At 65.1% G+C, this 24,497-nt stretch carries 20 protein-coding genes; 2 read left to right on the forward strand and 18 right to left on the reverse strand.

The features are described 5' to 3' along the window. Position 1: 1 nt before the first annotated feature. The 3 genes from VGN93_RS22030 to VGN93_RS22040 are packed head-to-tail and all read right to left on the reverse strand — an operon-like array spanning position 2 to position 2,865. Positions 2 to 811: a putative hydro-lyase gene (locus VGN93_RS22030; protein WP_327509157.1), complete on the reverse strand. Its 810-nt coding sequence runs from the start codon at positions 809 to 811 to the stop codon at positions 2 to 4. A gap of 9 nt (positions 812 to 820) precedes the next feature. Then, entirely contained in the window at positions 821 to 1,588 is a 768-nt protein-coding gene (locus VGN93_RS22035; RefSeq protein ID WP_327509158.1) for a 5-oxoprolinase subunit PxpA, read from the reverse strand. Positions 1,589 to 1,602: 14 nt separating this feature from the next. After that, entirely contained in the window at positions 1,603 to 2,865 is a 1,263-nt protein-coding gene (locus VGN93_RS22040; protein ID WP_327509159.1) for an NRAMP family divalent metal transporter, read from the reverse strand. Positions 2,866 to 3,108: 243 nt separating this feature from the next. On the opposite strand from VGN93_RS22040, the gene VGN93_RS22045 reads away from it, so the two are divergent. Next, complete coding sequence (locus tag VGN93_RS22045; RefSeq protein ID WP_319314337.1) at positions 3,109 to 3,771, forward strand: GntR family transcriptional regulator; 663 nt, start codon at positions 3,109 to 3,111, stop codon at positions 3,769 to 3,771. Between the two features lie 77 nt (positions 3,772 to 3,848). Here the strand turns inward: VGN93_RS22045 and VGN93_RS22050 are convergent, their stop codons facing one another. The 10 genes from VGN93_RS22050 to VGN93_RS22095 form a co-directional block, all read right to left on the reverse strand. Further along, positions 3,849 to 5,861 (reverse strand): putative bifunctional diguanylate cyclase/phosphodiesterase, encoded by a 2,013-nt coding sequence (locus VGN93_RS22050; RefSeq protein WP_327509160.1) that lies wholly within the window; start codon positions 5,859 to 5,861, stop codon positions 3,849 to 3,851. Positions 5,862 to 6,072: 211 nt separating this feature from the next. After that, on the reverse strand, positions 6,073 to 7,602 hold the full coding sequence (locus tag VGN93_RS22055; protein ID WP_327509161.1) for an FGGY-family carbohydrate kinase: 1,530 nt from the start codon (positions 7,600 to 7,602) through the stop codon (positions 6,073 to 6,075). Positions 7,603 to 7,630: 28 nt separating this feature from the next. Continuing rightward, complete coding sequence (locus VGN93_RS22060; RefSeq protein WP_327509162.1) at positions 7,631 to 8,473, reverse strand: class I fructose-bisphosphate aldolase; 843 nt, start codon at positions 8,471 to 8,473, stop codon at positions 7,631 to 7,633. Continuing rightward, positions 8,446 to 10,194 (reverse strand): glycerol-3-phosphate dehydrogenase/oxidase, encoded by a 1,749-nt coding sequence (locus VGN93_RS22065; protein WP_327509163.1) that lies wholly within the window; start codon positions 10,192 to 10,194, stop codon positions 8,446 to 8,448. The genes VGN93_RS22060 and VGN93_RS22065 overlap by 28 nt, the downstream gene beginning before the upstream one ends. Before the next feature lie 12 nt (positions 10,195 to 10,206). Beyond that, positions 10,207 to 11,202 carry an aldo/keto reductase gene (locus VGN93_RS22070; protein ID WP_327509164.1) on the reverse strand — a complete coding sequence of 332 codons (996 nt, stop codon included), beginning with the start codon at positions 11,200 to 11,202 and terminating at the stop codon, positions 10,207 to 10,209. Next, positions 11,199 to 12,206 carry a sugar-binding transcriptional regulator gene (locus VGN93_RS22075; RefSeq protein ID WP_327509165.1) on the reverse strand — a complete coding sequence of 336 codons (1,008 nt, stop codon included), beginning with the start codon at positions 12,204 to 12,206 and terminating at the stop codon, positions 11,199 to 11,201. The genes VGN93_RS22070 and VGN93_RS22075 overlap by 4 nt, the downstream gene beginning before the upstream one ends. A 1-nt stretch (position 12,207) precedes the next feature. Continuing rightward, positions 12,208 to 13,197 carry an ABC transporter permease gene (locus VGN93_RS22080; protein ID WP_327509166.1) on the reverse strand — a complete coding sequence of 330 codons (990 nt, stop codon included), beginning with the start codon at positions 13,195 to 13,197 and terminating at the stop codon, positions 12,208 to 12,210. 22 nt (positions 13,198 to 13,219) lie between these two features. Beyond that, complete coding sequence (locus VGN93_RS22085) at positions 13,220 to 14,746, reverse strand: sugar ABC transporter ATP-binding protein (protein ID WP_327509167.1); 1,527 nt, start codon at positions 14,744 to 14,746, stop codon at positions 13,220 to 13,222. Positions 14,747 to 14,962: 216 nt separating this feature from the next. Then, positions 14,963 to 15,991 (reverse strand): substrate-binding domain-containing protein, encoded by a 1,029-nt coding sequence (locus tag VGN93_RS22090; protein WP_319314325.1) that lies wholly within the window; start codon positions 15,989 to 15,991, stop codon positions 14,963 to 14,965. Between the two features lie 203 nt (positions 15,992 to 16,194). Then, complete coding sequence (locus tag VGN93_RS22095; RefSeq protein WP_327509168.1) at positions 16,195 to 17,100, reverse strand: phosphotransferase family protein; 906 nt, start codon at positions 17,098 to 17,100, stop codon at positions 16,195 to 16,197. 80 nt (positions 17,101 to 17,180) lie between these two features. On the opposite strand from VGN93_RS22095, the gene VGN93_RS22100 reads away from it, so the two are divergent. Continuing rightward, positions 17,181 to 17,822 (forward strand): class I SAM-dependent methyltransferase, encoded by a 642-nt coding sequence (locus VGN93_RS22100; protein ID WP_327509169.1) that lies wholly within the window; start codon positions 17,181 to 17,183, stop codon positions 17,820 to 17,822. A 5-nt stretch (positions 17,823 to 17,827) separates the two neighbouring features. On the opposite strand, the gene dmeF is transcribed toward VGN93_RS22100, so the two are convergent. The 5 genes from dmeF to VGN93_RS22125 form a co-directional block, all read right to left on the reverse strand. Continuing rightward, the gene (dmeF, locus tag VGN93_RS22105) at positions 17,828 to 18,733 is read right to left on the reverse strand and encodes a CDF family Co(II)/Ni(II) efflux transporter DmeF (protein WP_327509170.1); all 906 of its coding nucleotides are present in this window, start codon (positions 18,731 to 18,733) and stop codon (positions 17,828 to 17,830) included. 26 nt (positions 18,734 to 18,759) lie between these two features. After that, positions 18,760 to 19,032, reverse strand: coding sequence for a metal/formaldehyde-sensitive transcriptional repressor (locus VGN93_RS22110; protein WP_327509171.1), 273 nt, complete (start codon positions 19,030 to 19,032; stop codon positions 18,760 to 18,762). 84 nt (positions 19,033 to 19,116) lie between these two features. Next, a complete protein-coding gene (locus VGN93_RS22115) occupies positions 19,117 to 21,558 on the reverse strand; it encodes an FAD-dependent oxidoreductase (protein WP_327509172.1) in 2,442 nt (813 codons plus the stop codon). Beyond that, the gene (locus VGN93_RS22120; RefSeq protein ID WP_327509173.1) at positions 21,555 to 22,466 is read right to left on the reverse strand and encodes a choline/ethanolamine kinase family protein; all 912 of its coding nucleotides are present in this window, start codon (positions 22,464 to 22,466) and stop codon (positions 21,555 to 21,557) included. Before VGN93_RS22120 ends, VGN93_RS22115 begins: the two co-directional genes overlap by 4 nt. Continuing rightward, entirely contained in the window at positions 22,466 to 24,496 is a 2,031-nt protein-coding gene (locus VGN93_RS22125; protein ID WP_327509174.1) for an ABC transporter permease, read from the reverse strand. The genes VGN93_RS22120 and VGN93_RS22125 overlap by 1 nt, the downstream gene beginning before the upstream one ends. Position 24,497 lies beyond the last annotated feature (1 nt).

Here is a 24,497-nt window from a genome sequence, read left to right on the forward strand (position 1 = left end):
CTCACGCATGATAGGCGGAATCGGGGATGTCGGTGATGAACATGTAGCCCGGTGCATGCGTGATGGCGAAGGGCACGCCGGAGGCCATCACGGCCGCCTGCGGGGTGACGCCGCACGCCCAGAACACCGGCACTTCGCCGGGCTCGATGCGCACCGCATCGCCGAAATCCGGCTTTGCGAGATCCGCGATGCCGATGTCCGCAGGCGATCCGACATGCACCGGCGCACCGTGCACGGCCGGGAAGCGACCGGAGATCGTCGCCGCATCCGCCACCCGCGCGGCCGGGATCGGCCGCATGGAGACCACCATGTTGCCCTTGAGGCGCCCGGCGGGGCGGCAGGCCTTGTTGGTGAGGTACATCGGCACGTTGCTCTTGTCCGTCATATGGCGAATTTCGATGCCAGCCTCCACCATCGGCGTCTCGAAGGTGAAGGAGCAGCCGATCAGAAAGGCGACGAGGTCGTCGCGCTCCGCCCAGGCCGCGGTCGCGTCCGGGGTTTCCTCGGCAAGCTTGCCGTCCCGCCAGATGCGGTAGAGCGGCAGATCGGTGCGCAGGTCCGCGCCCGGTGCCAGCAGCGTCGTCGGCACGCCCGGATCGGAAACGTCCAGCACCGGGCACGGCTTCGGGTTGCGCTGCGCGTAGAGCAGGAAATCGAAGGCCCAGTCGCGCGGCAACACGATCATGTTGGCCTGGGTGAAGCCGGGTGCCACGCCGGAGGTCGGCCCGATGCGGCCGTCGCGATAGGCCTTTCGCGCATTGCGGGCGGCCGTGGCATCGGTGTGGTCGAGATAGGCTGTGGGGATCGTCATGGCCGCCCCTCAGTTCTTGTCGGCGAAGGAGCGGATGGCGATGCCCTCCGCCTCGAAGCGACGGCGGATTTCCTGGGCGATGGCGACGGCGCCGGGGCTGTCGCCATGCACGCAGATCGACTGCGCCTCGATGCGGATGATGCTGCCGTCGATTGCTTCGAGCGTGCCCTCACGGGCGAGTTGCACCATGCGGTCGGCAATCTTCGCCTCGTCGTGCAGCACGGCGCCGGCCTCGCGGCGCGAGACGAGCTCGCCCTTCGGCGTATAGGCCCGGTCGGCAAAGGCTTCGGCGACGACGGAAAGGCCCGCGCGGCGCGCGAGATCGAGGATCGGGGCATTCGCGAGACCCATCAGGACAAGCGACGGATCGACCGCCTTGATGCCGTCGATCACCGCCTGGCCCTGCCTGGCGTCATGGGCGATGCGGTTGTAGAGCGCGCCATGCGGCTTGACGTAGCGCACGGTGGTTCCCGCCGCGGCGGCGATGCCCTTCAGCGCGCCGATCTGGTAGATCACGTCGGCGATAAGTTCTTCAGAGGTCGCATCCAGGTCGCGCCGGCCGAAGCCGACGCGATCCGGATAGGAGACATGGGCGCCGATCACGACGCCGTTCTCGGCAGCAGCTTTCACCGTGCGAAAAATGCCGGCCGGGTCGCCGGCGTGGAAACCGCAGGCGATGTTGGCACTGGAGACGACGGCGAGCATCGCGGCGTCGTCGCCCATGCGCCAGGCGCCGTAGCTTTCGCCGAGATCGCTGTTGAGATCGATCGCTACCATGGTCTTTCTCCCCATTAACCGAGCAGGCTGAAGATCGTGCCGGCCGACTTGTAGCCCATATACCATGTCAGCGCGCAGACCAGGACGCCGAGCACCAGCAGCCAGCGCGGGTAACGATAGCCGCCCATCAGGTCCTCGCGCTTCCACGCGGCGAAGAGGAAGATGGAAAGGCCGATCGGCAGGATTAGGCCGTTGAGGCCGCCGACGAAGACCAGCATCGCGGCCGGCGGCGTCGTCATCAGCAGGTAGCAGACGAGCGAGATGGCGATGAAGATCACCGTCGCCAGGTTGCGGGCGCGTTCGGTGATATCCTGCTTGAAGACGGTGATGAAGGACACCGACGTGTAGGCAGCACCGATGACGCTGGTGATGGCGGCAGCCCAGAAGATGATGCCGAAGAGGCGAAGGCCGACATCGCCGGCAGCCGCCTGGAAGGCCTGCGCGGCCGGGTTCGCACTGGCACCGGACGTGTCGATGACGACGCCGCTGGCAACAACGCCGAGGATGGCGAGGAACAGCACGTAGCGCATCAGGCCGGTGACGGCGATGCCGGTCAGTGCCGCGCGGTTGACGGCGGGCAGGTTCTCGACGCCGACCATGCCGCGGTCGAGCAGGCGATGCGCACCGGAATAGGTGATGTAGCCGCCGACCGTGCCGCCGACGATCGTCGTAATAGTGGCAAAATCGATCGTGTCCGGCAGGACCGTCTGGAAGAGCGCATCACCGACCGGCGGGCCGGAGACGAAGGCGACGTAGAGCGTCAGCACGATCATCAGGATGCCGGCGAAGATGATGAAGCGGTCGACGGCAAGGCCGGCGCGCTTCGACAGGAAAATGCCGATCGAGAAGACGGCGCTGATGGCGCCACCGATCTTCGGATCGAGGCCGAAGATGGCGTTGAGGCCGAGGCCCGTGCCGCCGATATTGCCAATGTTGAAGAACAGCCCGCCGACGATGACGAGCACGGCCAGCAGGTGGCCGGAACCGGGAATAGCGGCATTGGCGACATCGGAGGCGCGCATGCGCGTTAATGTGACGATGCGCCAGATGTTGAGCTGCACGACGAAGTCGATGATGATCGAGGCGAGGATGCCGAAGGCGAAGGCGGCACCCAGCTGGGTGGTGAAGGTCGCCGTCTGCGTGATGAAGCCTGGGCCGATGGCGGACGTCGCCATCAGGAAGATCGCGGCGACGAGCGCCGACCGACGGGATTTGACCGTATGAATGCCTTGCGCGACCACACCTTGGCCGGCAGGCACAGCTGAACTCTGTTCCATGAGATTTCTCCGCTCTCACTCCATCCGCCCCTCGCGGATTTCATGACCGAATGATGAACTGCTACACAAAAATGTCAATATTGTTCAACAATATTTCTGTATCGTTCCTTATTTATGCCTTTTTACCAACCACATAGCGCGAGATTCGTCACAATTTCCGGCTCCATCGCCCCCGCATTCGTGCTAATGGCAGCTCTGAAAGAGGGTTACGGGCGTGGGAATGCCGGGCCGGGGGAGAGTGGAATGACGGACGACGGAGATGGCCTGCCGCTTGCGGATCGACTGGCGCGGCGCATTCGCACGCTGCTGATCTCGGGCGAACTCGCGCCCGGCCAGCGCCTGTCGGAGGCCGCCTTCAGCGAGCGGTTCGACGTCTCGCGCAATTCGCTGCGCGAGGCCTTCCGCCTGCTCACCAAGGATGGACTGCTGCGCCACGAGGCGAACCGCGGCGTCTTCGTTGCCGTGCCCAGCATGTCCTCGATCATCGACATCTACCGCGTGCGGCGCATGCTGGAATGCGGCGCGCTGCGCCAGGCCTGGCAACAGCATCCGGCGATCAGGGCCATGCGGGAAGCGGTCACTATGGCGCGGCGGGAGCGCGACGCGGCGAACTGGATCGGCGTCGGCAGCGCCAACATGAAATTTCACGCCGCCATCATCGACCTCTCCGACAGCGTGCGGCTCAACGAATTCTACGAGCGCATCGCCGCCGAGCTTCGCCTGTGCTTCGGGCTGTTGAACGACCCGGAGCACCTGCATTCGCCCTTCGTCGAGATGAACGACGCCATCACCACGCTGGTCGAGAACGACAAGCCGCATGAGGCCGCGGCCCAGATGGAGACCTATCTCAACCTCGCCGAACGCACGATGCTGAAGGCACTGGAGCGAGCCTCCGAAAAGGCGTAGCGGACATCCTGCGCTAGAGCATTTGTTTTTGCCGCATTATCCGACGCCGAAGCGATGCCGCTTCGCCTGGAAATGCTCTAGGCGACGTCGGCGCGGCGCGGCAGCACGACGAGACCGGGCGTTTCCGCGCGAAACGGCTCCGGACGGCCGATCGAATAGCCCTGCGCATAGTCCACGCCGATCGTGCGCAAGGCGGCAAAAATCTCCGCATTTTCAACGAATTCCGCAATCGTCTTGCGCCCGGCGAGATGCGAGATCTGGTTGATCATCTCGACTGTCATCCAGTCCGCCTTGTCCGTCAGCATGTCGCGCACGAAGCTGCCGTCGATCTTGACGTAATCGACCGGCAGTCGCTTCAGATAGGTCAAGGACGACATGCCGACGCCGAAATCGTCGAGCGCGAAGCGGCAGCCCATGGCGCGCATGGCGTTCATGAAGGCAATGGCCTCGTCGAGGTTTTCGATGGCGCTCGTTTCGGTGATCTCGAAGCACAGCACGTCGGCCGGCACGCGGCTGCGGCGCAGCGCATCGCGCAGGAACGGCAGGAAGGTGTCGTCCTTCAGCGTCAGCCCGCTGAGATTGATGGAATAGGTGCCGGAGACCACGCGCCGGCGCCGGCCGATGATATCGAGCGCATTGCGCACCACCCAGCGGTCGAGCGACGGCATCAGGCCGAAACGTTCGGCCGCCGGAATGAAGGCTCCGGGCGCCAGCAACTTGCCGTTCTCTTCCAGTCGAAGCAGGATTTCGCAATGTTCCTCCGCCTCGCCCGCCTCGTCGACGGGCGCGATCGCCTGGGAGAACAGTCGAAAGCTGTCTTCCTCCAGCGCGCGGTGCAGGCGCTGCACCCAGTGCAGATTGGCGGTGAACTGGGTTTGCGCGGCGTCGGTCGTCTCGAAGACGTGCACGCGGTTGCGCCCCTTCTCCTTCGCCATGTAGCAGGCGATATCGGCGGCGCGCAGCGCCTCTTGCAGCGTATAACTGCGCTCGTCGAGATGAACCACGCCGACCGAGGCGCTGATCGAATAACGATGCCCGTTCCAGACGAAATCGATCGCCTCGGTGAGTTCGCGAAGCCGCATGGCGATGCGAAGCGCGTCTTCCGGCGAACAGTTCGGCAGCACGATGCCGAACTCGTCGCCGCCGAGCCTTGCGAGCAGGTCCGTGCCGCGGATCGCCTTGACGAGATCGCGCGCCACCCGGCGCAGAAGCTCGTCGCCCGCCGCATGGCCGCCATGGTCGTTGACCGCCTTGAACTGGTCGAGATCGATGAACATCAGCGCATGGCGGGTCTGCGGCCCGTTCAACATGCGGCCGAGTTCGTCCTCGAAGAGCCGCCGGTTGGGCAGGCCGGTGAGGTCATCGTGATTGGCGCTGAAGGATAGCTGGTCCTCGATCCTGCGCCGATGCATGAGAAAGCTGTTCAGCCGCCAGACGGTGAGCACGATGAAGATGAGCGCCATCACCACATTGCTGGCGAGGAGCACGGTCTGCACCTGGCGCGTGCCTTCGCCGAGACGGTCGGAGAAACGTTTGGTGAGCGGCGTCACCAGCGCATTGATCTCGTCGAGCTGACGCGTGATATCGCGGCGATCGACCTCGGCGGTGTGTTTCGACCTGTCGATCGCCTCGCCGATCGGCAGCAGCTGCATCAAGACCCCTTCCGCCGTGCGCCAGTCGCGGATGCACGCCTCCATCACCGGCAGCCAGCGGAAATAGCGGAAAAGCCAGATGACGCTCGGTATGTCGTCGGGGTGGTTGCCGCCCTTGAGGAAGCCCTCATATGCGGCGTCGACATCCGGCGGATCGGCCTCCAGAGCGAGCCGCGCCGCGCGATCGCCCATCGGTATCGCGATCGCGTTATGGTAGCGATCGACGAAGGAGAGGTTGCCGGATTCGGCGTAGCGATTGAGGTAGTAGAGGGCATCGTGCTGGCCCTTGGACCACAGGCTTTCGCCGGTCACGAAGGCACGCAGCGAAGAGGTGATCTGAAGGCTGAACGTCGCAAGCGCCGTCTGCAAAAGCACGATCAGCACGAATGGCCAGGCGACGGAAAGCAGGCGAAGTGTGCTCCTGGGGGATCGCTTCATGGCCGCCCTCTGGCGTTAGCGGTCGCTGTCGTCCCGTTCAAAGGCCGTACCCGTCTCACCACGTTCATTCCATGCCATAGCTTCGGTACAGGCGATTGGAACACAAGAGAGTGATGAAAATACTAATACAACCTTGAGATTGCATTCTATCGGGCATTATTTGGCACAGCCAGGCAGGCACCGACGATGATATCGCCGGTGCCTGCAATGGTCAGGCCGCGGCTTCCGTCGCCCTCGGCTCGCTCGCCGAAAGCCGCCGCCAGAGCGGCGTCATGGCCTCGGTGATGTCCTTGTAGAGCGTGTAACGGCGCTCGTAATGCGCGGCAAGCGCGCCGTCCGGCCTATAGTGCCGCTCGACCCGCACCATGGCATTGGCCCCTTCCGTGAAGTCGGCAAAGAGGCCGACACCCGTGCCCGCCGCAATCGCCGCGCCGAGCGCACCCGTCTCGCGCGACACGGCGACGGTCACGGGCACGCCGAGCACATCGGCAAAGATCTGCGGCCAGAGCTTGCTGCGCGACCCGCCGCCGGACAATACCGCTTCGTCGAAGGTGGCGCCCGCCTTGCGGATAGTCTCGATATGGTGGCGATGGCCGAAGGCGACACCTTCGAGCAGCGCGCGCACGAGATGCCCCTTGGTGTGCCAGCCGGCAATGCCGTAAAAACCGGCCCGTGCATGGCCGTCCTGCTGGGCGCCATAGAGATAGGGGTGGTAAAGTGGGTCGTCCGCCGCCGGCTCCACCGCCGCGGCAAAGGCACAGCAGGCGTCGAAAGGCGAGACGCCCTCCTCGTGTTCGCCCTCGAAGAACTCCCGCACCAGCCATTCGAGATTGGCGGCCGAGGTGGCGCTGTTTTCCATCGCCATGTAGCGCGTGCGATCGAAGGTCGAGGACATGAAGACCGGCCCATCGAGATCGGGGCCATCGATGATGACCTGGTTGATGCTCCAGGTGCCGGCGATGATCGAGGCGCTGCCGGTGCGCGAGACGCCGGAGCCCAGCGCCGAGGCGACGACATCGAACAGCCCGCCGATAACGGGCGTGCCGGCGGCAAGCCCGGTCTCCCGCGCCACCTCCTCCGTCACCGTGCCGGCAATGTCGGCGCTTTCGATGAGCGGAGGCAGCAGGTCCATGCAGTCACCAAGGCCATAGGCCTCCATCAGCGCCCTGTCGTAGCGGCGCGCGGCAACGTCGAGCAGCCCGGCGCCGGACATGTCCGAGACCTCGCTGACGCGCTTTCCGGTCAACCGGTTGACCACGAAATCCTTGGAGAAGAACACCGTGCCGATGCGCTGGAAGAGCTCCGGCCGGTGGCGCTTCAACCAGGCAAGCAGGGTCGGCGTCTGCGAGGGCCAGGGGCGCTGGCGGGCGATCGCATAGGTCCGGTTGCCGACGCCGTCCGCCGCCCATTGCTCGACAAGGCCGGTCGCGCGCGTGTCGAGCGACTGGATGCCGACGAGCGGCTCGCCGGCCCGGTCGAGCGCATAAAGCCCGTTGCCGTGGCCGGCGCAACCGATCGCGGCGATGTCGCTCGCCGCGATGCCCGCCTTGTCGAGGCAGGTACGGATGACGCGCTTGGCATTCGCCCAGAGTTCGCCGAGATCGCGCTCGACGTGGCCGGGCTGCGGCATGCGGCTATGGCCTTCCTCGCCCGCATAGGCCACTTCCCTGCCCGTCAGATCAAAAATCACTGCCTTGATGACGGTGTTGCCGGCGTCGAGCCCCAGCAGATATTTTTCCATTCGGAACCCCTCCCAAGGTTCGTGGCCATCAAGCCCGCTGGTAAAGGGCGAAGGCTTCCTCGCCGCTCGCATCCTGGTGGATGATCGCCATCAGCCCGCGCACCACGGCATTCGGATTGGCATGCTGGTAGATGTTGCGCCCATAGACCATGCCCACTGCGCCCTGCCGCATCAAGGCCGCCGACTTGTCGAACACGGCGCGAAGATCCTCCTTGCCGCCGCCGCGCACCAGAACCGGGCAGCGCGCCGCTTCCACGACACGGTGGAAATCCTCCGCATTGGTCGTCGGATCAGCCTTGACGATGTCGGCGCCCATCTCGCGGGCAAGCCGCGTCAGGGTCACGATCTTTTCCGCATCGCCGTCGACCATATAGCCGCCGCGCTCCGTCACGGGCTGCATGACGAGGGGCTCGATCATCAGCGGCATGCCGTATTTCTCGCAGTCGGCCCGAACACGGGAAATGTTCTGCACGCATTGGCGGAAGAGGTCGGGTTCGTCCGGCAGCATGAAGAGGTTGACCACGACGCAGGCGGCATCCATCTGCAAGGCGCCGATCAGCGGCTCCGCCTCGTTCTGCAACACGGCCCACATGTCGCGATGGCGGATGCGGTTATAGGGGTTGCCCATGTCGATGCGCATGACGAGCGCCGGCTTGTCCTTGCCGGGGATGTCCTGCAACAGGTCGGCCTGGCCGTAGTTCATCTGGATCGCGTCGGGCTTCGCATCGACCAGCGCCTTCACCACGGCGGGCACGTTCTCCAGCCCGTCGAGGAAGGACGGCTCGTTGCACACGCCGTGGTCGATCGCCACATCCAGGCAACGGCCGTTGCCGAACAGCCGGTTCATCCGGACCTTGCGGTAGTCTCGCATAATTCACTCCTTGGTTCGTTCCTTGCGGAAAGGCTTTTTTCGGTGACGCCATGGCGCTCACCCATGAGGGTTAGAAAACGGGACCGCTCGTCGGCGGCGCGCTGGGCGGACCAGCCTTTCTCAGTGGCCAGCACGGCGAGGGCGGCATCAGTCATGGCCAGCGAAAGTTCGCCGGTAATGGCAAGCGTCGTGCGGCGCGTCAGCAGGTCGTCCAGATGCTCGACCGCTTCGCAGCGGATGAGATGGATGAGTTCGCGGATGCTGTAGCCGGCATGTGGCAAAGGCTGATCCGGCGCCGCGGCGATGAATCGGGCGACATCGGCGGCATCCGTGCCGTAGCGCTCGAATAGCGATGCGGCTCGATCCGCGGAAATCCCGGTCGAGGCCGCGAGGTCGCGAACCCAGCCGCTGCCGTCCTTCGGAAACGCCCGGCCGCCGCCGATGGTGCGCTCGGCCGTATCGACCTTGCGCGACTTTCCAAGCCGTTCCAGCGCCATGTCCGCGGCCATCTCGCCGAAGGAGCGGAACGTCGTCCATTTGCCGCCGATCATGCAGAGCACCGGCGGCCCGCCGTCCTGGCCTTCGAGCACGGTACAAAAGTGGTCGCGTGGGATGCGGCCGGTGAAGCTGTCGTTGCTCGCCGGCAGCGGGCGCACGCCGGCGAACTGGAAGACGATCTCTTCCGGCCGGATTTTGACGCCCGGCAGCACGAACGCGAGCGATTGCAGGATATAGTCCCGCTCGTCCGCCTCGCAGCGCACCGTGCCGGGATCGTCGACGCGGATATCCGTCGAACCGACCAGCACCTTGCCGAGATAGGGGAACAGGATGCAGATACGCCCGTCCTCGTTCTCGTAGTAGATCATGTGCCCGTCGAGCATGTCGCGCAGACCGGCATTGTCGATGATCAGGTGCGAGCCCTTCGTACCGCCCACCAGCGGTGCGGGCCGGGCATCCTCCGGAAACAGCGTGCCGTTCGCGATGTCGATCCAGCCGCCGGTCGCGTTGATGACCAGCCTTGGCTGGATGGACAGCGTCTCGCCGGACACGCCATCGCGCAGCAGAAACTCCCCCGCACCGGCCTGCTCTATCGTCGCATAGTTCAGCGCCTTGGCATTCGACCCGGCGGAGAGGCCATCGCGCAGAAGCTCGATGCCGATACGCTCCGGGTGGCTGACCCAGGCGTCGTAATAGGTCGCGGAGTTGCGGATCGCCGGATTGAGCGCCGGCCATTTCTCCAGCGTCGCCTTGCGGCCGCGGAACTGGTGTTTCGGCATCAGGGCGCGTTTGCGCGTCAGGAAATCATAGATGCCGAGGCCCGTCTTGATGGCAATGGCGCCGCGGCGGCTGGGGCGGCGGGTGAGGCCGAGGAAACGCACGATGCCATTGGCGAGACCGGAAAAGACGTCGAAGATCGGCACCGTCGTCGGCAGCGGCGCGACGTAGTGGGGGGCGTTGCGCAGCAGCCGGTCGCGCTCAACGAGCGATTCCTGCACCAGGCTGAACTCGCCGTTCTCCAGATAACGCAAACCACCGTGAACCATGCGCGAAAGCGCAGCACTGGCGCCGGAGCAGTAGTCATCCTTCTCGACGACCAGCACGTCGACGCCCTGCAATGCCAGCTCGCGGAAGACGCTGAGCCCGTTGATGCCGCCGCCGAGGACGCACACGTCCACCTTCGGGCTCCGGCGAAGCCCGTCCATTGTCTCTCTCCGGTTCATGATGGCAGCCCGTTATCCGTCCATGGTGGCGAGTTGCGCCGATATGGCGGCATTGATGGCCGCAAGATCGTCACGCGAAAGCCTGAGCGTGCCGGCCCGCGCATTGTCGATCGCCTGCGCCGGGTTTCGCGCGCCACACAGGGCAAAGGTCACGCCTTCCTGCGCCAGCGTCCAGGCGATTACCGTTTGCGCGATGCTGGCGCCGTGGCGCTCCGCGACCGGCCGGATCGCCTCGGAGAAGTCCCTGGCCTTCTGGCGATTGGCGACGGAGAAGCGCGGATTGTCCTTGCGCTGGTCGTCACCGGAGAACACCCGGTCCGGCCCGATCGTGCCCGACAGCAGGCCGAGCGCCAGCGAGGAATAGCTGAGCGTCGACACGCCGTTCTTAATAGTGAGCGGCAGCAGGTCCGCCTCGATCTCGCGATCGATCATGCTGAACCGCTCCTGGATCGCATCGAGCGACCCGGTGGCAATATATTGTTCGAGTTCCGAGCGGTTGACGTTGCTCGCGCCGATCGCGCGAATCTTGCCGGCCTTTTTCAACTCCTCCAGCGCCGCGACGGTTTCTTCGATGGGAGTCGTCGGGTCCTGCCAGTGGGTAATGTAGAGGTCGATATAATCCGTGCCGAGACGCCGCAGGCTTTCCTCGACCTCGTGGATGATCCCGTCCCGCCCCAGATAACGGTGCACCGGCTTGCCGTCCTGATCGAAGAAATGATTGCCCTTCTCAGTATGCCAGACGAGGCCGCATTTCGTGGCGATCACCGCCTTGTCGCGGCGGCCGGCCAGCGCCTTGCCGACGATCTCTTCCGAGCGGCCGAGGCCATAGGCCGGCGCCGTATCGATGAGCGTCACGCCGGCATCGAGCGAGGCCTGGATTGCGGCAATCGATTCCGCCTCGTCCGTGCCGCCCCACATCCAGCCGCCGATCGCCCAGGTGCCGAGGCCGACGGCGGATGCCTTGACGCCGGAGCGTCCGATGTCACGGGTCAATTGTTCGCCGCTCATGCGGAAAATCCTTCCTGGGATGCCATGTCTAGAATGCGTGCGCCGGTCGCCTCGTCGGTGACGAGCGTGTCGAGATGATTGCCGCGCAGCACGCTGAGGATCGGCCCGGCTTTGTTGGGGCCGCTCGCAACGCCGATCTTCGTCGGGATCGACGCGAATTCCTTCAGCGTCAGCGAGACCAGCGAGCGGTTGAGGCTGTAGTCGCAGACCCGGCCGTGATCGTCGAGCAGGTGGGCGAGCAGTTCGCAGCTGGCACCGGAGCGCTCGATTGCGGCGCGGTCGGTGCTGGAGGACGGGTGCAAGTCGTAATAGCTCGAATCGTCCGTGAGGATCGAGCCGATGCCGACCACCGCCACCTTCGCCTCGCGGGCCCGCTGAAACACATCGGCGACGGAGCGCATGTTGATCAGCATTGCCCGCTGCGCGGCATCGTCGGCGAAGAGCGGCGCGTGGATCTGGTAGGAGCGCCCGCCGAGCCGGTCGGCCATCATCGTCGAGACGTGGTTGACGTCGGTATAGTGTTTGCCCTGCACGCAGCCCGTGCCGGGAATGACCTCGACATCGAAGCGGCGCTGCGCCTGGAGACCGGCGACGACGGCGCTGACGCCCTTGCCGCCGGTGATGCAGATCGTGTCGCCATCGGCGATCTCTTCGAGCAGCAGCCGGGCCGCCGCCTCGCCGACCGCCTGAAGTGCCGTCTGCGGATTGTCGGAGACGGTCGGCACCACGACGGCGCGGCTGATGCCGCCGAGTGCGAGAAGCCGCTCTTCCATATCGACCAGCGGCTCGACCGGCGACTTGATCTTGATCTCGACGAGGCCGAGCTGGCGGCCGCGCTTGATGAGGCGGTTGACGGTGGCATGCGACAGGCCGAGCTGATCGGCGATCTGCGCCTGCGTCAGGCCTTCCAGGAAGTGCAGCACGAGCGCCTGGTGCATCTGGCGGGCGATGACGATCTCTTCGCGCGGCGGCGTGGTCTTGGGTTTCAGCTTGGCGATCGGCATGTCAGGCGGCCTTCCGCTTGTGCATGTAATGGTCGATGGAGACGGCGGCGAGCAGGATGCAGCCCTTGATCATGTCCTGCCAGTAAACCGAGACATTGAGCAGGATCAGCGACGAGGTGACGACAGAGAGCAGTGCTATGCCGAGAATGGCGCCGAGGATGGTGCCCGAGCCACCGTTGAGCGAGGCCCCGCCGATGACGGCCGCGGCGATGATGTTCAGCTCCATGCCGGCGCCGAAGGTGGGGGTCGCGGCACCGAAGCGGGACATGTAGATGACGCCTGCCACACCGGCGAGCGTCGAGCACAACACCGTCACCCAGAATTTCACCTGGTTGGTCTTGATGCCGGAATAGAGTGCGGCCTTCTCGTTGCTGCCGGTGTAGAAGACCTTGCGGAAGGCGGTCGCCCGGCGCAGCAGGAAATCGAACAGCACGACGACGGCGACGAAGATCAGGATGACATAGGGCACACCGTAGAAGGTGCCCTGCCCCACCGCCTTGAAACCGGCCGGCAGCGTGAAGAGCGACAGCGGCGTGCCCTTGGTGATGATGAGGCAGAGGCCGCGCACGATGACCATGGCCGCCAGCGACGTGATGAAGTGGTTGAGGCCGACGACGGTCACGAAGAAGCCCATGATGCCGCCGATGGCGCTGCTCGCCAGGATGCCGACCAGCGAGGCCGTCCAGGGATCGAGGCCGGCGAGGAACAGCGAGCCGGACAGCACCATCGCGAAGCAGACGACGGAGCCGACCGCCAGATCGATGCCGCCGACGATGAGCAGGATCGTCATGCCGACGACGACGATGCCTTCGACTGAAAAGCTCATCAGCATGGCGCGGAAATTGCCGAGCGTCAGGAAGTGTGGCGAGGCGAAGCTCATGATCACGCAGAGCGCGAGGATGATCGCGATCAGCCCGGCCTCGCGCATCGTGCCGAGGCGCTTGAAGGACGATGTCTTCGGCGCGCCTGCCGCCATCGTGTCGATTGCCATTCCCGTCTCTCCCAGTTTCTTCTCACGCGGCATGGTTTGCCGCCTTTGCCGTGCCCATGCCTGAAGCCAGGCGGATCACGGCCTCCTCCGTCATCTCGTCGCCACCGAGTTCGCCCGCAATGCGTCCTTCGCGCACGACGAGCACGCGGTCGCAAAGCCCGAGCAGCTCCGGCATTTCCGAGGAGATGACGATGATGCCGATGCCCGAGCGCGCAAGATCGCGCAGCAGGCGGTGAATTTCCGTCTTCGCGCCGACATCGATACCGCGCGTCGGTTCGTCCATCAGGATGACCTTCGGCTTGACCGCGAGCTGCTTGGCGATCGCCACCTTCTGCTGGTTGCCGCCGGAGAGCGATTTGACCGGCGCATCGACGCCGCTCATGCGCACGCCGAGCCGCTTGGCGAAATCCTCCGCCAATGCGGTCTCCGCGCGGCGTTTCAGCAGGCCGGCGGGGTTGGTCAGCGCCTTCAGGTCCAAGACGGAAATGTTCTGCGCGATGGACAGTTCGAGAAAGACGCCGGACCCCTTGCGGTCTTCGGAAAGGTAGACGATGCCCGCCTTCACGGCATCGGCATAGGCCTTGATCTTCTGCGTATCGCCATGCAGGCGCACCGTGCCTTCGGTGCGCGGCCGCAGCCCGCAGATGCCCTCGGCGATTTCCGTGCGGCCGGAGCCGATGAGGCCGCCGATGCCGAGGATTTCGCCCTTGCGCAGTTTGAAGCTGACATCCTGGAAACGCGCGCCGTCACCGATGCGGTCCACTTCAAGGATGGTGGTGCCGGACGCTTCGTCCGCGGCAAGCTTGTCCGGATACAGCTGCGTGATCTCGCGCCCGACCATACGGCGCACCACGTCGTCCGGCGTCACGTCGGCAATGCGGTCGGTGCAGACATAACGGCCGTCGCGGAACACGGTGACCCGGTCACACAAGCTGAAGATCTCGGCCATGCGGTGGCTGATATAGATGATCGATATGCCGTTCGCCTTGAGGTCGCGGATGATCGAGAAGAGCTGCTGGGCCTCGGTTTCGGTCAAGGCAGCGGTCGGTTCGTCGAGGATCAGCACGCGGCAGTCGAGCGTCAGCGCCTTGGCGATCTCGACGAGCTGCTGGCTGGAAATCGGCAGGTCTGCGACCTTGCGGCGAACGTCGATGGCGGCAAGCCGGTTCATCACCGTCTGCGCGTCGCGTTCCAGCGCGCGGTAGTTCATGAAGGGTGTGCGACGGCGGTTGGTCGCGGCCATGAACATGTTTTCGGCGACCGTCGCATCCGGGCAGAGCGCGATTTCCTGATGCACCAGGCCGATGCCGAGCGACTGGGCGGCGGCAGGAGATGCGATGCGCACCGCTTTTCCGTCGACGCGGATTTCGCCTTCGGTCGGCTGCAGCACGCCGGCGATGATGTTCATCAGCGTCGACTTGCCGGCGCCGTTTTCGCCGCAGAGCGCATGGACCTCGCCGCGTTCGAGCGTGAAGTCGACATCCGTCAACGCCTTCACCGCCCCGAAATGCTTGGTCACGCCGTGAATGGTGAGCACCGGCTCCGCCATCGTCTTTTTTCCTTTGTCCACCAGACCGCCGTCCATAACCAGCCCCCTCATCCCCCTGCCGGGACCTTCTCCCCGTTGGGGAGAAGGGGAAGACCGCCGACACCTCGTTTCCCTTCTCCCCACCGGGGAGAAGGTGGCCCGAAGGGCCGGATGAGGGGGTGGCGCCATCTGACCCACCCCCTCCCGCGCCAGAGGCGCGGATGGCGTATTCGGAGCTTACTCCTCGATGCCCTTGGTGCCGCGACGCTTCAGGTACTTGTCCCAGTAGAAGTCGTCGGCATTTTCGGCGGTTACGATCGAAAGACCGTTGTCGACGAAGGGGATGCTCATCGGGTTGAAGCCCGAGCGCTTGGCGTCGTTCATCGGGTCGATCAGTTCCGGGTGCTTGGCGAGCCACAGCAGCATGAAGCCCATATAGCCCTGCATGCCCTGGTTCGGGTTGATCGAGCCGAACACTTCGCCGGCCTTGATCATGTCGAGGATGTTGGCGTTGACGTCCGCGCACATGACGAGGACCTTGCCGCCCGATTCCTTGTTCGCCTGCGCCGCGCCGATGGCGGAGTTGGCTTCCGGCATGAAGACCGCACCGAGGTTCGGATTGGCCTGGATGAGGCTCGACAGGCCCTGATAGGCCTTGGTCGGATCCTGGTTGGAGGCGGCGCGGCCGACCAGCTTCATGTCCGGCCACTTCTCTTCCATGCGGGCGATGAAGGCGGTGATGCGCTTGTCGTGGTTGTCCTGGCCCGGATTTTCCAGGACCGCATATTCGCCCTTGCCGCCCAGCTTCTCGGCGATCGCGTCGGCGGCATAGGTGCCTTCGCGGGTGTTGTCCGAGGTGATGAAGGAAATACGCTTGGAGAGCGGCGAGTCAGCGGCAAAGGTCACGACCGCCGTGCCCTGGTCGATGGCGCGGTTGATCGGCTCGATGAACGGGTCGGAGTTCATCGGATGAACGAGAATGCCGGCGGGGTTCTGTGCGAGCGCCTGGTCGAAGGTCGCGATCTGCTTGTTGACGTCATATTCCGGCGTGCCGGTATATTCCGTCTCGCAGCCGAGCTGCTGGCCGGCCTGCTTGAACATTTCATAGACCGGGAACCAATATTCGACGCCCGAGACCATGACGTTCATGACGTATTTTTCGCCCGGCTTGCAGCGGAACGGGTTTTCCGTCTCGGCTGCTGCGGAACCGGCAAAAAGCGTTGCTGCAAGGACCGCCATCGCGGTCGTGCTCAGAAAAGTGCGCAAGTGTCCTCCTCGAGGCCGAAGCCCCTCCCAAAAACCCGTGGGCGTCGAAACGACGCCGGTGATCACATTGAAATCCGGATCTCCTCCTCGAAGTCCGGTATGGACAGCTAACCGCATCGCGCAGTGCATGTCAATATAATTCAGTAGTTGAAATATATTTCATACTCATAGGGTGAAATCAAGCTCGCAGACTGAAATATCTTTCACCCCTTGGCAACAGCCATCACGGAAGCTGCGAAAACCGGATCGGCCATCAGCGCGCGGCAGCGGGCAAAGCGGCCATCCGCATAGGCGCGAAAATCGGCGGCCGGATTGGCGTTCGCAAGCTGGATAAGGCCCCAGAGCGTCCAGAGCAGGTCGCACATCGCCTTGTAGATGACGATGCGGCCGCGCTCAGCGGGTTTTGGCTCGCCACCGAAATAGGCGCGGATCATCGCCTCCTCCTGGGCAGCGTCGAACTCCGCCTCGACGGAAAGATCGCCGAGATCCCACATCGGGTCGTTCATGCCGGAATATTCCCAGTCGACGATCCACATGCGTTCCCCCGTATCGAGAAAATTCTCGCAGAGCGGGTCGCAATGGCAGGCGACGACGGGCAGCGGATGGGCGGCAAGTGCTGCGCGCACCGTCTCCGCCTCGCGCAGCCCGTCGTGATAACCCTCCGGCAGGGCGACGTCCTTGGTGGAGAGCACGGCGAGGTAGTCGTCGATCATCGCGAAGAGTTCGAAACGCGCCGGGAAGACGGCGCCGCTGTCGTGCAAGCGCCGGAAGGCCTCCCCCGCCCGCGCCGGGGCGCCGGCGGTGGTCTTGAAACCCTCAGGCGTCATCGTCGTCGCGCCGCGAATGAAGCGGGTGACCATCAGCCCCGTCGCCGCATCCGCGTGAAAAACCTCCGGGCCTACGCCGACGCGTGCCGCCTCTTTTGCCGCGATCGCCTCGTTGCCGCGGTCGATATATTCCTCCGTGCCCTTGCCAGGCACACGCAGGCACCATTCGCCGGCGCGGAACACGAGATTGGTGAGGCCGCCGAGCCGCTCGACAGGGCCGTCATAGCCTTCCAGCAGCGGGATTTTGGCAATTGCCTCCAGCGCCTCATGCTCTTCGCTCATAAACACTCTCCTTTTGCCGGCAATGACGGTTCCACAGATTTCGGCCTTTCGCTATCATCACCAAAACACGAGGGAAGGCTATGGCAAACGGACATCATGAGGGCGCACTCGGCGCGGTCTACAATGCGAACGGCACGGAGGAAGTGGCCGCCCTCTACGACCGCTGGGCGGAGACCTACGACGCCGACATGGCAAGCGCCGGCTATCGCCATCCGTCGATCTGCCTCGGCCTTCTCGCGCGCCACCTGCCGCGCGGCGCCACCCCGCTGCTCGATGCCGGTGCGGGCACCGGGCTCATCGGCGAATGGCTGTCGATCCTCGGTTATGACCATGTCGAGGGCCTCGACATTTCCGAAGGCATGCTGGCGCGGGCGGCGGCGAAAAACGTCTATGCCGCCCTGCGCCGCGCGGCGCTGGGCAACCCCCTGCCCTTTCCGGACCGGCATTTCGCCGGCGTGGTCTCGGCCGGCGTCTTCACCTCCGGCCATGTCGGCGTGGAAGGCCTGCCGGAACTCCTGCGCATCACGCAACCGGGCGGCATCATCGTGCTGACGGTAAAGAACACGCTCTGGAACGACGGCTTCGCCGACCGGCTGGCCGAGCTGGAGCGGGAGGGCATTCTGGAGCGGGCGGAGGAAACCGTGCCCTACGTCTCCATGCCCGGCGAGACCGGCACCGTGCCGAGCCGGGGCGTGGTGTTGAACGTGCTGCGCCACGCCTGAACGGCTTAGGCCGGCTGGACCTCGACGGTGACGTGCGACAGCGCGCCGAGATGGGCAAGCCGTGCCTTGTAGTCGGACGGCGCTTTCGGATGTGGCGAGGACAGCGCGACGATCGCGGCATGATGGCCGGGGCCGACCTGCCAGACATGCAGGTCGGTGATGTGCTCCTCGCCGCGCTCCAGCGTCGCGCGAATTTCTTCCGCGAGTCCCGCCCCTTCCGGCGCCGCATCGATCAGCACGCCACCCGTCTCGCGGATCAGGCTCCACGACCAGCGCACGATCACCAGCGCGCCGACGATGCCCATCAGCGGATCGGCCCAGAGCCAGCCGTAGCTGCGGCCGAGCAGCAGGGCGACGATGGCGAGGATCGAGGTCAGCGCATCGGCAAGAACATGCAGATAGGCGGCACGCAGATTGTTGTCCTGCGCGTGGTGGTGGTGATGGTCATGATCGTCGCCATGGTGATGGTGCGCGTGATCGTCCCGCAGCAGCCAGGCGCTGACGAGATTGACCGCGAGGCCGACGACGGCGACGGCGATCGCCTGCTCGAAGCCGATCGCGACCGGATTGGCGAGGCGCACGAAGCTTTCCCAGCCGATGAGCAGCGCGATCAGGGCGAGCACGATGGCGCTGGCGAAACCCGCGAGATCGCCGAGTTTCCCGGTGCCGAAGGTGAAGCGCGGGTCGCGCGCATGGCGGCGGGCATAGGCATAGGCCAGCGCCGCGATCAGCATGGCGCCGGCATGGGTGGACATGTGCCAGCCATCCGCCACCAGCGCCATCGAGCCGTAGAGCGTGCCGGCGACGATTTCCGCCACCATCATGCTCGCCGTCAGCGCGATGACGAGCCAGACCCTGCGTTCGTTGCGGCTGTGGTCGGAACCGAGGAAGACATGATCGTGCGTAGCCATGGTTTGCCCCTTTCGTCGCGAGCGGGCTATTTCAGATAGGTCCGGATGACATCGATCAGCTCTTCGCCGCCCTGAAGACTGTCGGCCTTCGTTTCAGCGGCGATGACATGGTGGCGCAGGTGATCCTCCATCACCTCGGCCGTCAGCCCGCCGAGCGCACCGCGCACGGACGCGAGCTGGCGCATGATCTCGCCGCAGCCCGCCTCCCCCTCCAGCGCCCGCTCGATGCCGTCGAGCTGGCCGCGGATGCGACGCACACGGGCGATCAGCTTGTCCTTCTGCTGGATGGTATGGCTCACGTTATTACCCTCGGCCTTATAGTATACCCCCCTATACTATATGTTCCGCGATCCGGAAAGGCCCGAAGGCCTTCCCGACGACCCTCAGGCCTTCACGCGTGCGGCTGCCGGATCGTAGAGCGGTTCGAGATGGATTTTCGCCGGCGTGCGCTCCATGGCGACGACGAGTTCGTAGTCGCCGCCCGTCAGGAAGTCATCGTCCAGACCTTCGGCATTGCGCACATAGCCGTAGCCGACATTCTTGCCGAGCGTGTAGCCGTAGCCGCCGCTGGTGAGGTAGCCGACTGGCTCGCCGTTGCGCAGGATCGTCTCGCGGCCGACGAGCACGACGTCCGGATTGTCGACCGTGAACCCGGCGAGCGCCTTCTTGCGCTTTTCGCCCTGCAGGGCCTCCAGCGCCCGGCGGCCGAGGAAGTCGGTGTTCTTGCGCAGCTTCACCGCCCAGCCGAGGCCGGCATCGAGCGGCGTATCGTTCGGCGTGATATCGGAGCCCCAGGCGCGATAGCCCTTTTCAAGGCGCAGCGATTCCAGCGCACGGTAGCCGACCGGGCGGATGTGGAAGGGAGCGCCCGCCGCCATCAGCGCGTCGAAGACGGTGCCGATGGTATCGATCGGCACATGCAGCTCCCAGCCGAGTTCGCCGACATAGGTGACGCGTAGCGCCCGCACCATATGGCCGGCGATCTCTATTTCCCGCACATGGCCGAAGGGGAAACCGCCATTGGAGACGTCGGCATCCGTCACGGCGGCAAGCACGTCGCGCGCCTTCGGCCCCATCAGCGAGAGCGTGCCGAAGTCCTCCGTGACGTCGCGGAGCGTCACATCGAGGTCGTCGGGTATATGGTCTTCGATCCAGCCGAGATCATGGGTGCGGAAGCCGGTGCCGGTGACGACGTAGAATGTCTCGTCGGCAAGCCGCGCCACCGTCAGGTCCGCCTCGATGCCGCCGCGGGTGTTGAGAAGCTGCGTATAGGTGAGCCGCCCGACCGGCTTGCCGACATCGTTGGCGCAGATCCAGTCGAGCGCCTTCAGCGCGTCCGGCCCGGTCATCTCGTATTTGGCGAAGGAGGACTGGTCGAAGATGCCGACCGCCTCGCGCACATGGCGATGCTCGTCGCCGACGGCGGAAAACCAGTTCTGCCGGCCCATCGAATAGATGTCCTTCGGCTCGACACCCTTCGGGGCAAACCAGTTCGGCCGTTCCCAGCCGAGTTTCGAGCCGAACACCGCGCCATGCGCCTTCAGCCGCTCATAGAGCGGCGAGACGATGCGCGGGCGACCGCTTTCATATTCCTCGTGCGGGAAGCCGATCGTGTAGTGTTTGCCATAGGCTTCCAGCGTGCGGTCGAGCACCCATTGGCGATCGCGGTGCATGCCGGAAAAGCGGCGGATATCCACCACCCAGAGATCGAGCGGCGCCTCGCCGTCGACGACCCATTGCGCCAGCACCCAGCCCGCCCCGCCGCCGGACGCGATGCCGAAGGCATTGAAGCCCGCGCCGACGAACATGTTTTTGCATTCCGGCGCGACGCCGAGGATGAAGTTGCCGTCCGGCGTAAAGCTTTCCGGCCCGTTGATCATCTGCTTGACGCCGACCTTTTCCAGCGCCGGCACGCGGGCGATCGCCTGTTCCATATGCTGCTCGAAATGGTCGAAATCGTCGTCGAAGAGACGGAAGGCGAAATCGTCGGGCACGTCGCCGGTCGTCCAGGGCTGCGGGTTGGGCTCGTAGCCGCCCATCACCAGCCCGCCGACCTCCTCCTTGAAATAGGTGCGGCGGTCGGGGTCGCGGATCGTCGGGGCGTCGGTGGCGAGCCCCGGCACCTTTTCGGTGATGATATATTGGTGCTTGACCGGCTGGAGCGGCACATTGATGCCCGCCATGGCCCCCACCTGCCGCGCCCATTGGCCGGCGCAGTTGACGACCTTTTCGCAGGCGATATCACCGAGCGTCGTGCGCACGCGCCGGATGCGGCCGTCCTCGATATCGAAACCCGTGACGCGCACGTTTTCGACGATCTTCGCGCCGTGCATGCGCGCGCCACGGGCGAGCGACTGGGTGATATCCGACGGGCTCGCCTGACCGTCGGTCGGCAGCCAGCTGGCGCCGACGAGATCATCGACCTCCATCAGCGGCCACATTGCCTTCACTTCCTGGGGCGTCAGCAGGTGCATGTCCATGCCAAAGCTTTTTGCCGTGGTGGCGAGGCGGCGGAATTCGGTCCAGCGATCCTGGTTGGTGGCAAGGCGCAGGCATCCCGTCATCTTCCAGCCGGTCGCAAGGCCCGTTTCGGCTTCGAGGCCCTTGTAGAGATCGACGGAATATTTCAGCACCCGCGTGATCGAGGCGGAGGAGCGGAGCTGGCCGACGAGGCCTGCCGCATGCCAGGTCGAGCCGGAGGTCAGCGTGCCCTGCTCCAGGAGAATCACATCCGCCTTGTGGTCGCGGGCGAGATGATAGGCCGTCGAGCAGCCGATGATGCCGCCGCCGATGACAACGATCTCAGCATGGGATGGCAGGGTCATTTGGTGTGTTTCCCGTATTTTGTTCTGTAGTGGTCGAGCGCCCTGTCGAGGCGATCGAGATTGTCCGCCGTGTAGCCGACATAGTCGGCGCCGGGCGCGTTGAGATGCAGTTCGGAGACCATGCTCCACATCGCCTCGCGCAGCAGCGAAGCGCATTGCATGGCGGCGTGCGAGCGGCGGATCGCGGGGTCGGGCGCACCGCCGAAATAGGCGTCGAGGAAATCCTCCACCTCATCAGCCGAAAGCCCGGCATTGGAGGTGGCGCCGGCAAGGTCGAACATGGCGGTGGAGAAACCGGCATATTCGAAATCGATCAGCCAGAGCCGGTCGCCGTCGTCGAGGATGTTGGTCGGCAGGAGATCGTTGTGGCCGAAGACGATCGGCAAGGCTGTTTGCGCTGCCTCAAGCTCCTCGACGAGCGCGAGGTAGCCGGGCAGATGCGGCTTCATGCGGCTGCCGCCGTCCTTCAGGGTGCGGGCATAGTCGCGCACCACATGGAAGGGCCAGAAGAGGAAGGCGGCGCCGCTGATCTCCGCCGGCATCTCGGTGTGGAACCGGCGCAACAGCGCCGCCACGCGCCGGCGTTCCGCGGCGACGTCTTCTGCACCAAAGGTTTTTGCGCCGAGGAAGGCGGAGATCATGAGGCCCGGCTCGGCATAGCGAACCTCCGGGCCGAAGCCGGCCGCATGGGCCGCCCGCGCCGTCATCAGCTCCCGTTCGCGAAAAACGTGGTGGAAGGGATAATCCCGGCCGAAGCGCACGACATGACGCCCCGCCCCGTCGCTGACCAGATAACTCTCGTTGCTGATGCCGCCCTTGAGCGGGGCGATCTCGATGCGGCCCGCCCAGCAGGGCAGAGCGCGGATGCGGTCCTCGACGGCACGGCTGATCTCGATATGTCCCTCCATCAGCTCACCCTCTCGCGGATGCGGTTGGCGCCGGCGGAAATCAGCCGGTCGGCGATGATGGCGATGAAGGCGATGGAGAGGCCGGCGACGATGCCGCGGCCGGTATCGGCCTTGGTAAGCGCGATATAGACCTCCTGGCCGAGATCGCGCGTGCCGACCAGCGCCGTGATGACCAGCATGGACAGCGCGAACATGATCGTCTGGTTGAGGCCGAGCAGGATTTCCGGCAGCGCCAGCTTCAGCTTGATCTTGGTGAGGATCTGGCGCCGCGTGCAGCCCATGGCGCGGCCGGCCTCCACCACGCGCGGATCGACCCGGTGGAGGCCGAGCACCGTATAGCGGATCGCCGGCACGACGGCATAGGCGACGACGGCGATCATCGCGGTGAAATCGCCGACGCGGAACAGCATGACGACCGGCATGAGATAGACGAAGGAGGGCAGCGTCTGCAGCGTATCGATGACGAGTTGCAGCCAGCGCCAGAGCCGGTCGCGCTCCGCCGCGAGAATGCCGAGCGGCACGCCGATCAGGCAGGCGAAGACGACCGAGACGCCGCAGAGATAGACGGTGACCGTCGCCTTCTCCCACTGGCCCGTCGCCGCGATCAGGAAGGCCAGCACGCCGACCAGCAAGGCGAGGCGCAGCCCGCCCAGCCTGTATCCGGCCAAGGCCAGCAGTGCCACGACGCCGGCCCAGGGCAGGTCGCCGAGCAGCCGCTTGAGCGGCACGAGGATATTCAGCAGGACGACGTTGCGGATCGCCTCCAGCGCGTCGAAGAAGTTGATGTTGATCCAGCGTACCACCTCGGACCAGAAGGTGCCGGTGGAGACCTGCCAGGCTTCGGGAAAGGATTGGAGCGCGGGCACGGCGAGGCCTGCAAGGAAGGTGACGACGACGATCGCAAGTGCCGCGACGAGATAGGGGTGGCGCGAGACGAGGCCGCTCCCTGCCGCGACGCCGACCGCCGGTTTTCCCGCCTTTTCCGCATAGGCCTGACTGAGCCGGTCGAGTGCCACGGCGAGCGCGACGATCGCCAGGCCCGCCTCCAGCCCGGCACCGATATCGAGGCGGCGCAGCGCCGCCAGCACGTCGAAGCCGAGGCCGCCGGCGCCGATCATCGAGGCGATGATGACCATGTTGAGCGAGAGCATGATGACCTGGTTGACGCCGACCATCAGGCTGTCCTTGGCAGACGGCACCATGATCTTCCACGTCATCTGCCGCCGGCTGCACCCGGCCATGTTGCCGAGATCGCGGATTTCCGACGGCACCGAGCGCATGGCGAGGATGGTCACACGCGCCATCGGCGGCAGGGCATAGATCAGCGTCGCGACGATTGCCGACGTCGGGCCGAAACCGAAGAAGACGAGCACCGGCACCAGATAGGCGAAGACCGGGATGGTCTGCATGAGATCGAGCACCGGCACCAGCACCCGCTCGAAGACCGGCCAGCGCCAGGCGGCCAATCCGAGGGACAGTCCGACCACGACGCCGATCGGCACGGCAACGACGATGGAGGCGAGCGTCACCATGGCGCTCGTCCACTGGCCGAAGAGCACGAGGAAGCCGAAGCAGGCGGTGACGAGGGCTGCCAGCCGGACACCGCCGGCGTGATGGCCGATCAGCGCGACGATGGCGAGCACCGCCAGCCAGGAGAGCGGCGGCAACTGCTGCACGGCGCTCGACCCCTGCCCCGAGAGCAGCCCGGTCGAAAGCAGGCCGAGCGCCACGCGGTAGGGCAGGTCGATGATTTCGGCGACGAACCGCGTGAGGTCCGTGAAGGTGAAGAGCCCGAAACTCGCCTCGTCCAGCAGCCATTTCGTTGCCTTGCCGATCCAGCGCGCGGCCGGGATTTCCAAGGCACGCGGGTAGGAGAAAGCCCATTTCGCCAGCCCCTCGCCGAATTGCCAGAAGAGGACGAAGACCGCGAGCGCCGCCGGCCACAGCCAGCGCGTCCGCGCCGTTGCGATGGTGGGGTTTTCCGGGATCGGTTCGGAGACGGGCTGGAGGAAGGGGAAGGAGGCGCTCATG

It is taken from the genome of Shinella sp., from assembly GCF_035998705.1.
GTDB lineage: Bacteria > Pseudomonadota > Alphaproteobacteria > Rhizobiales > Rhizobiaceae > Shinella.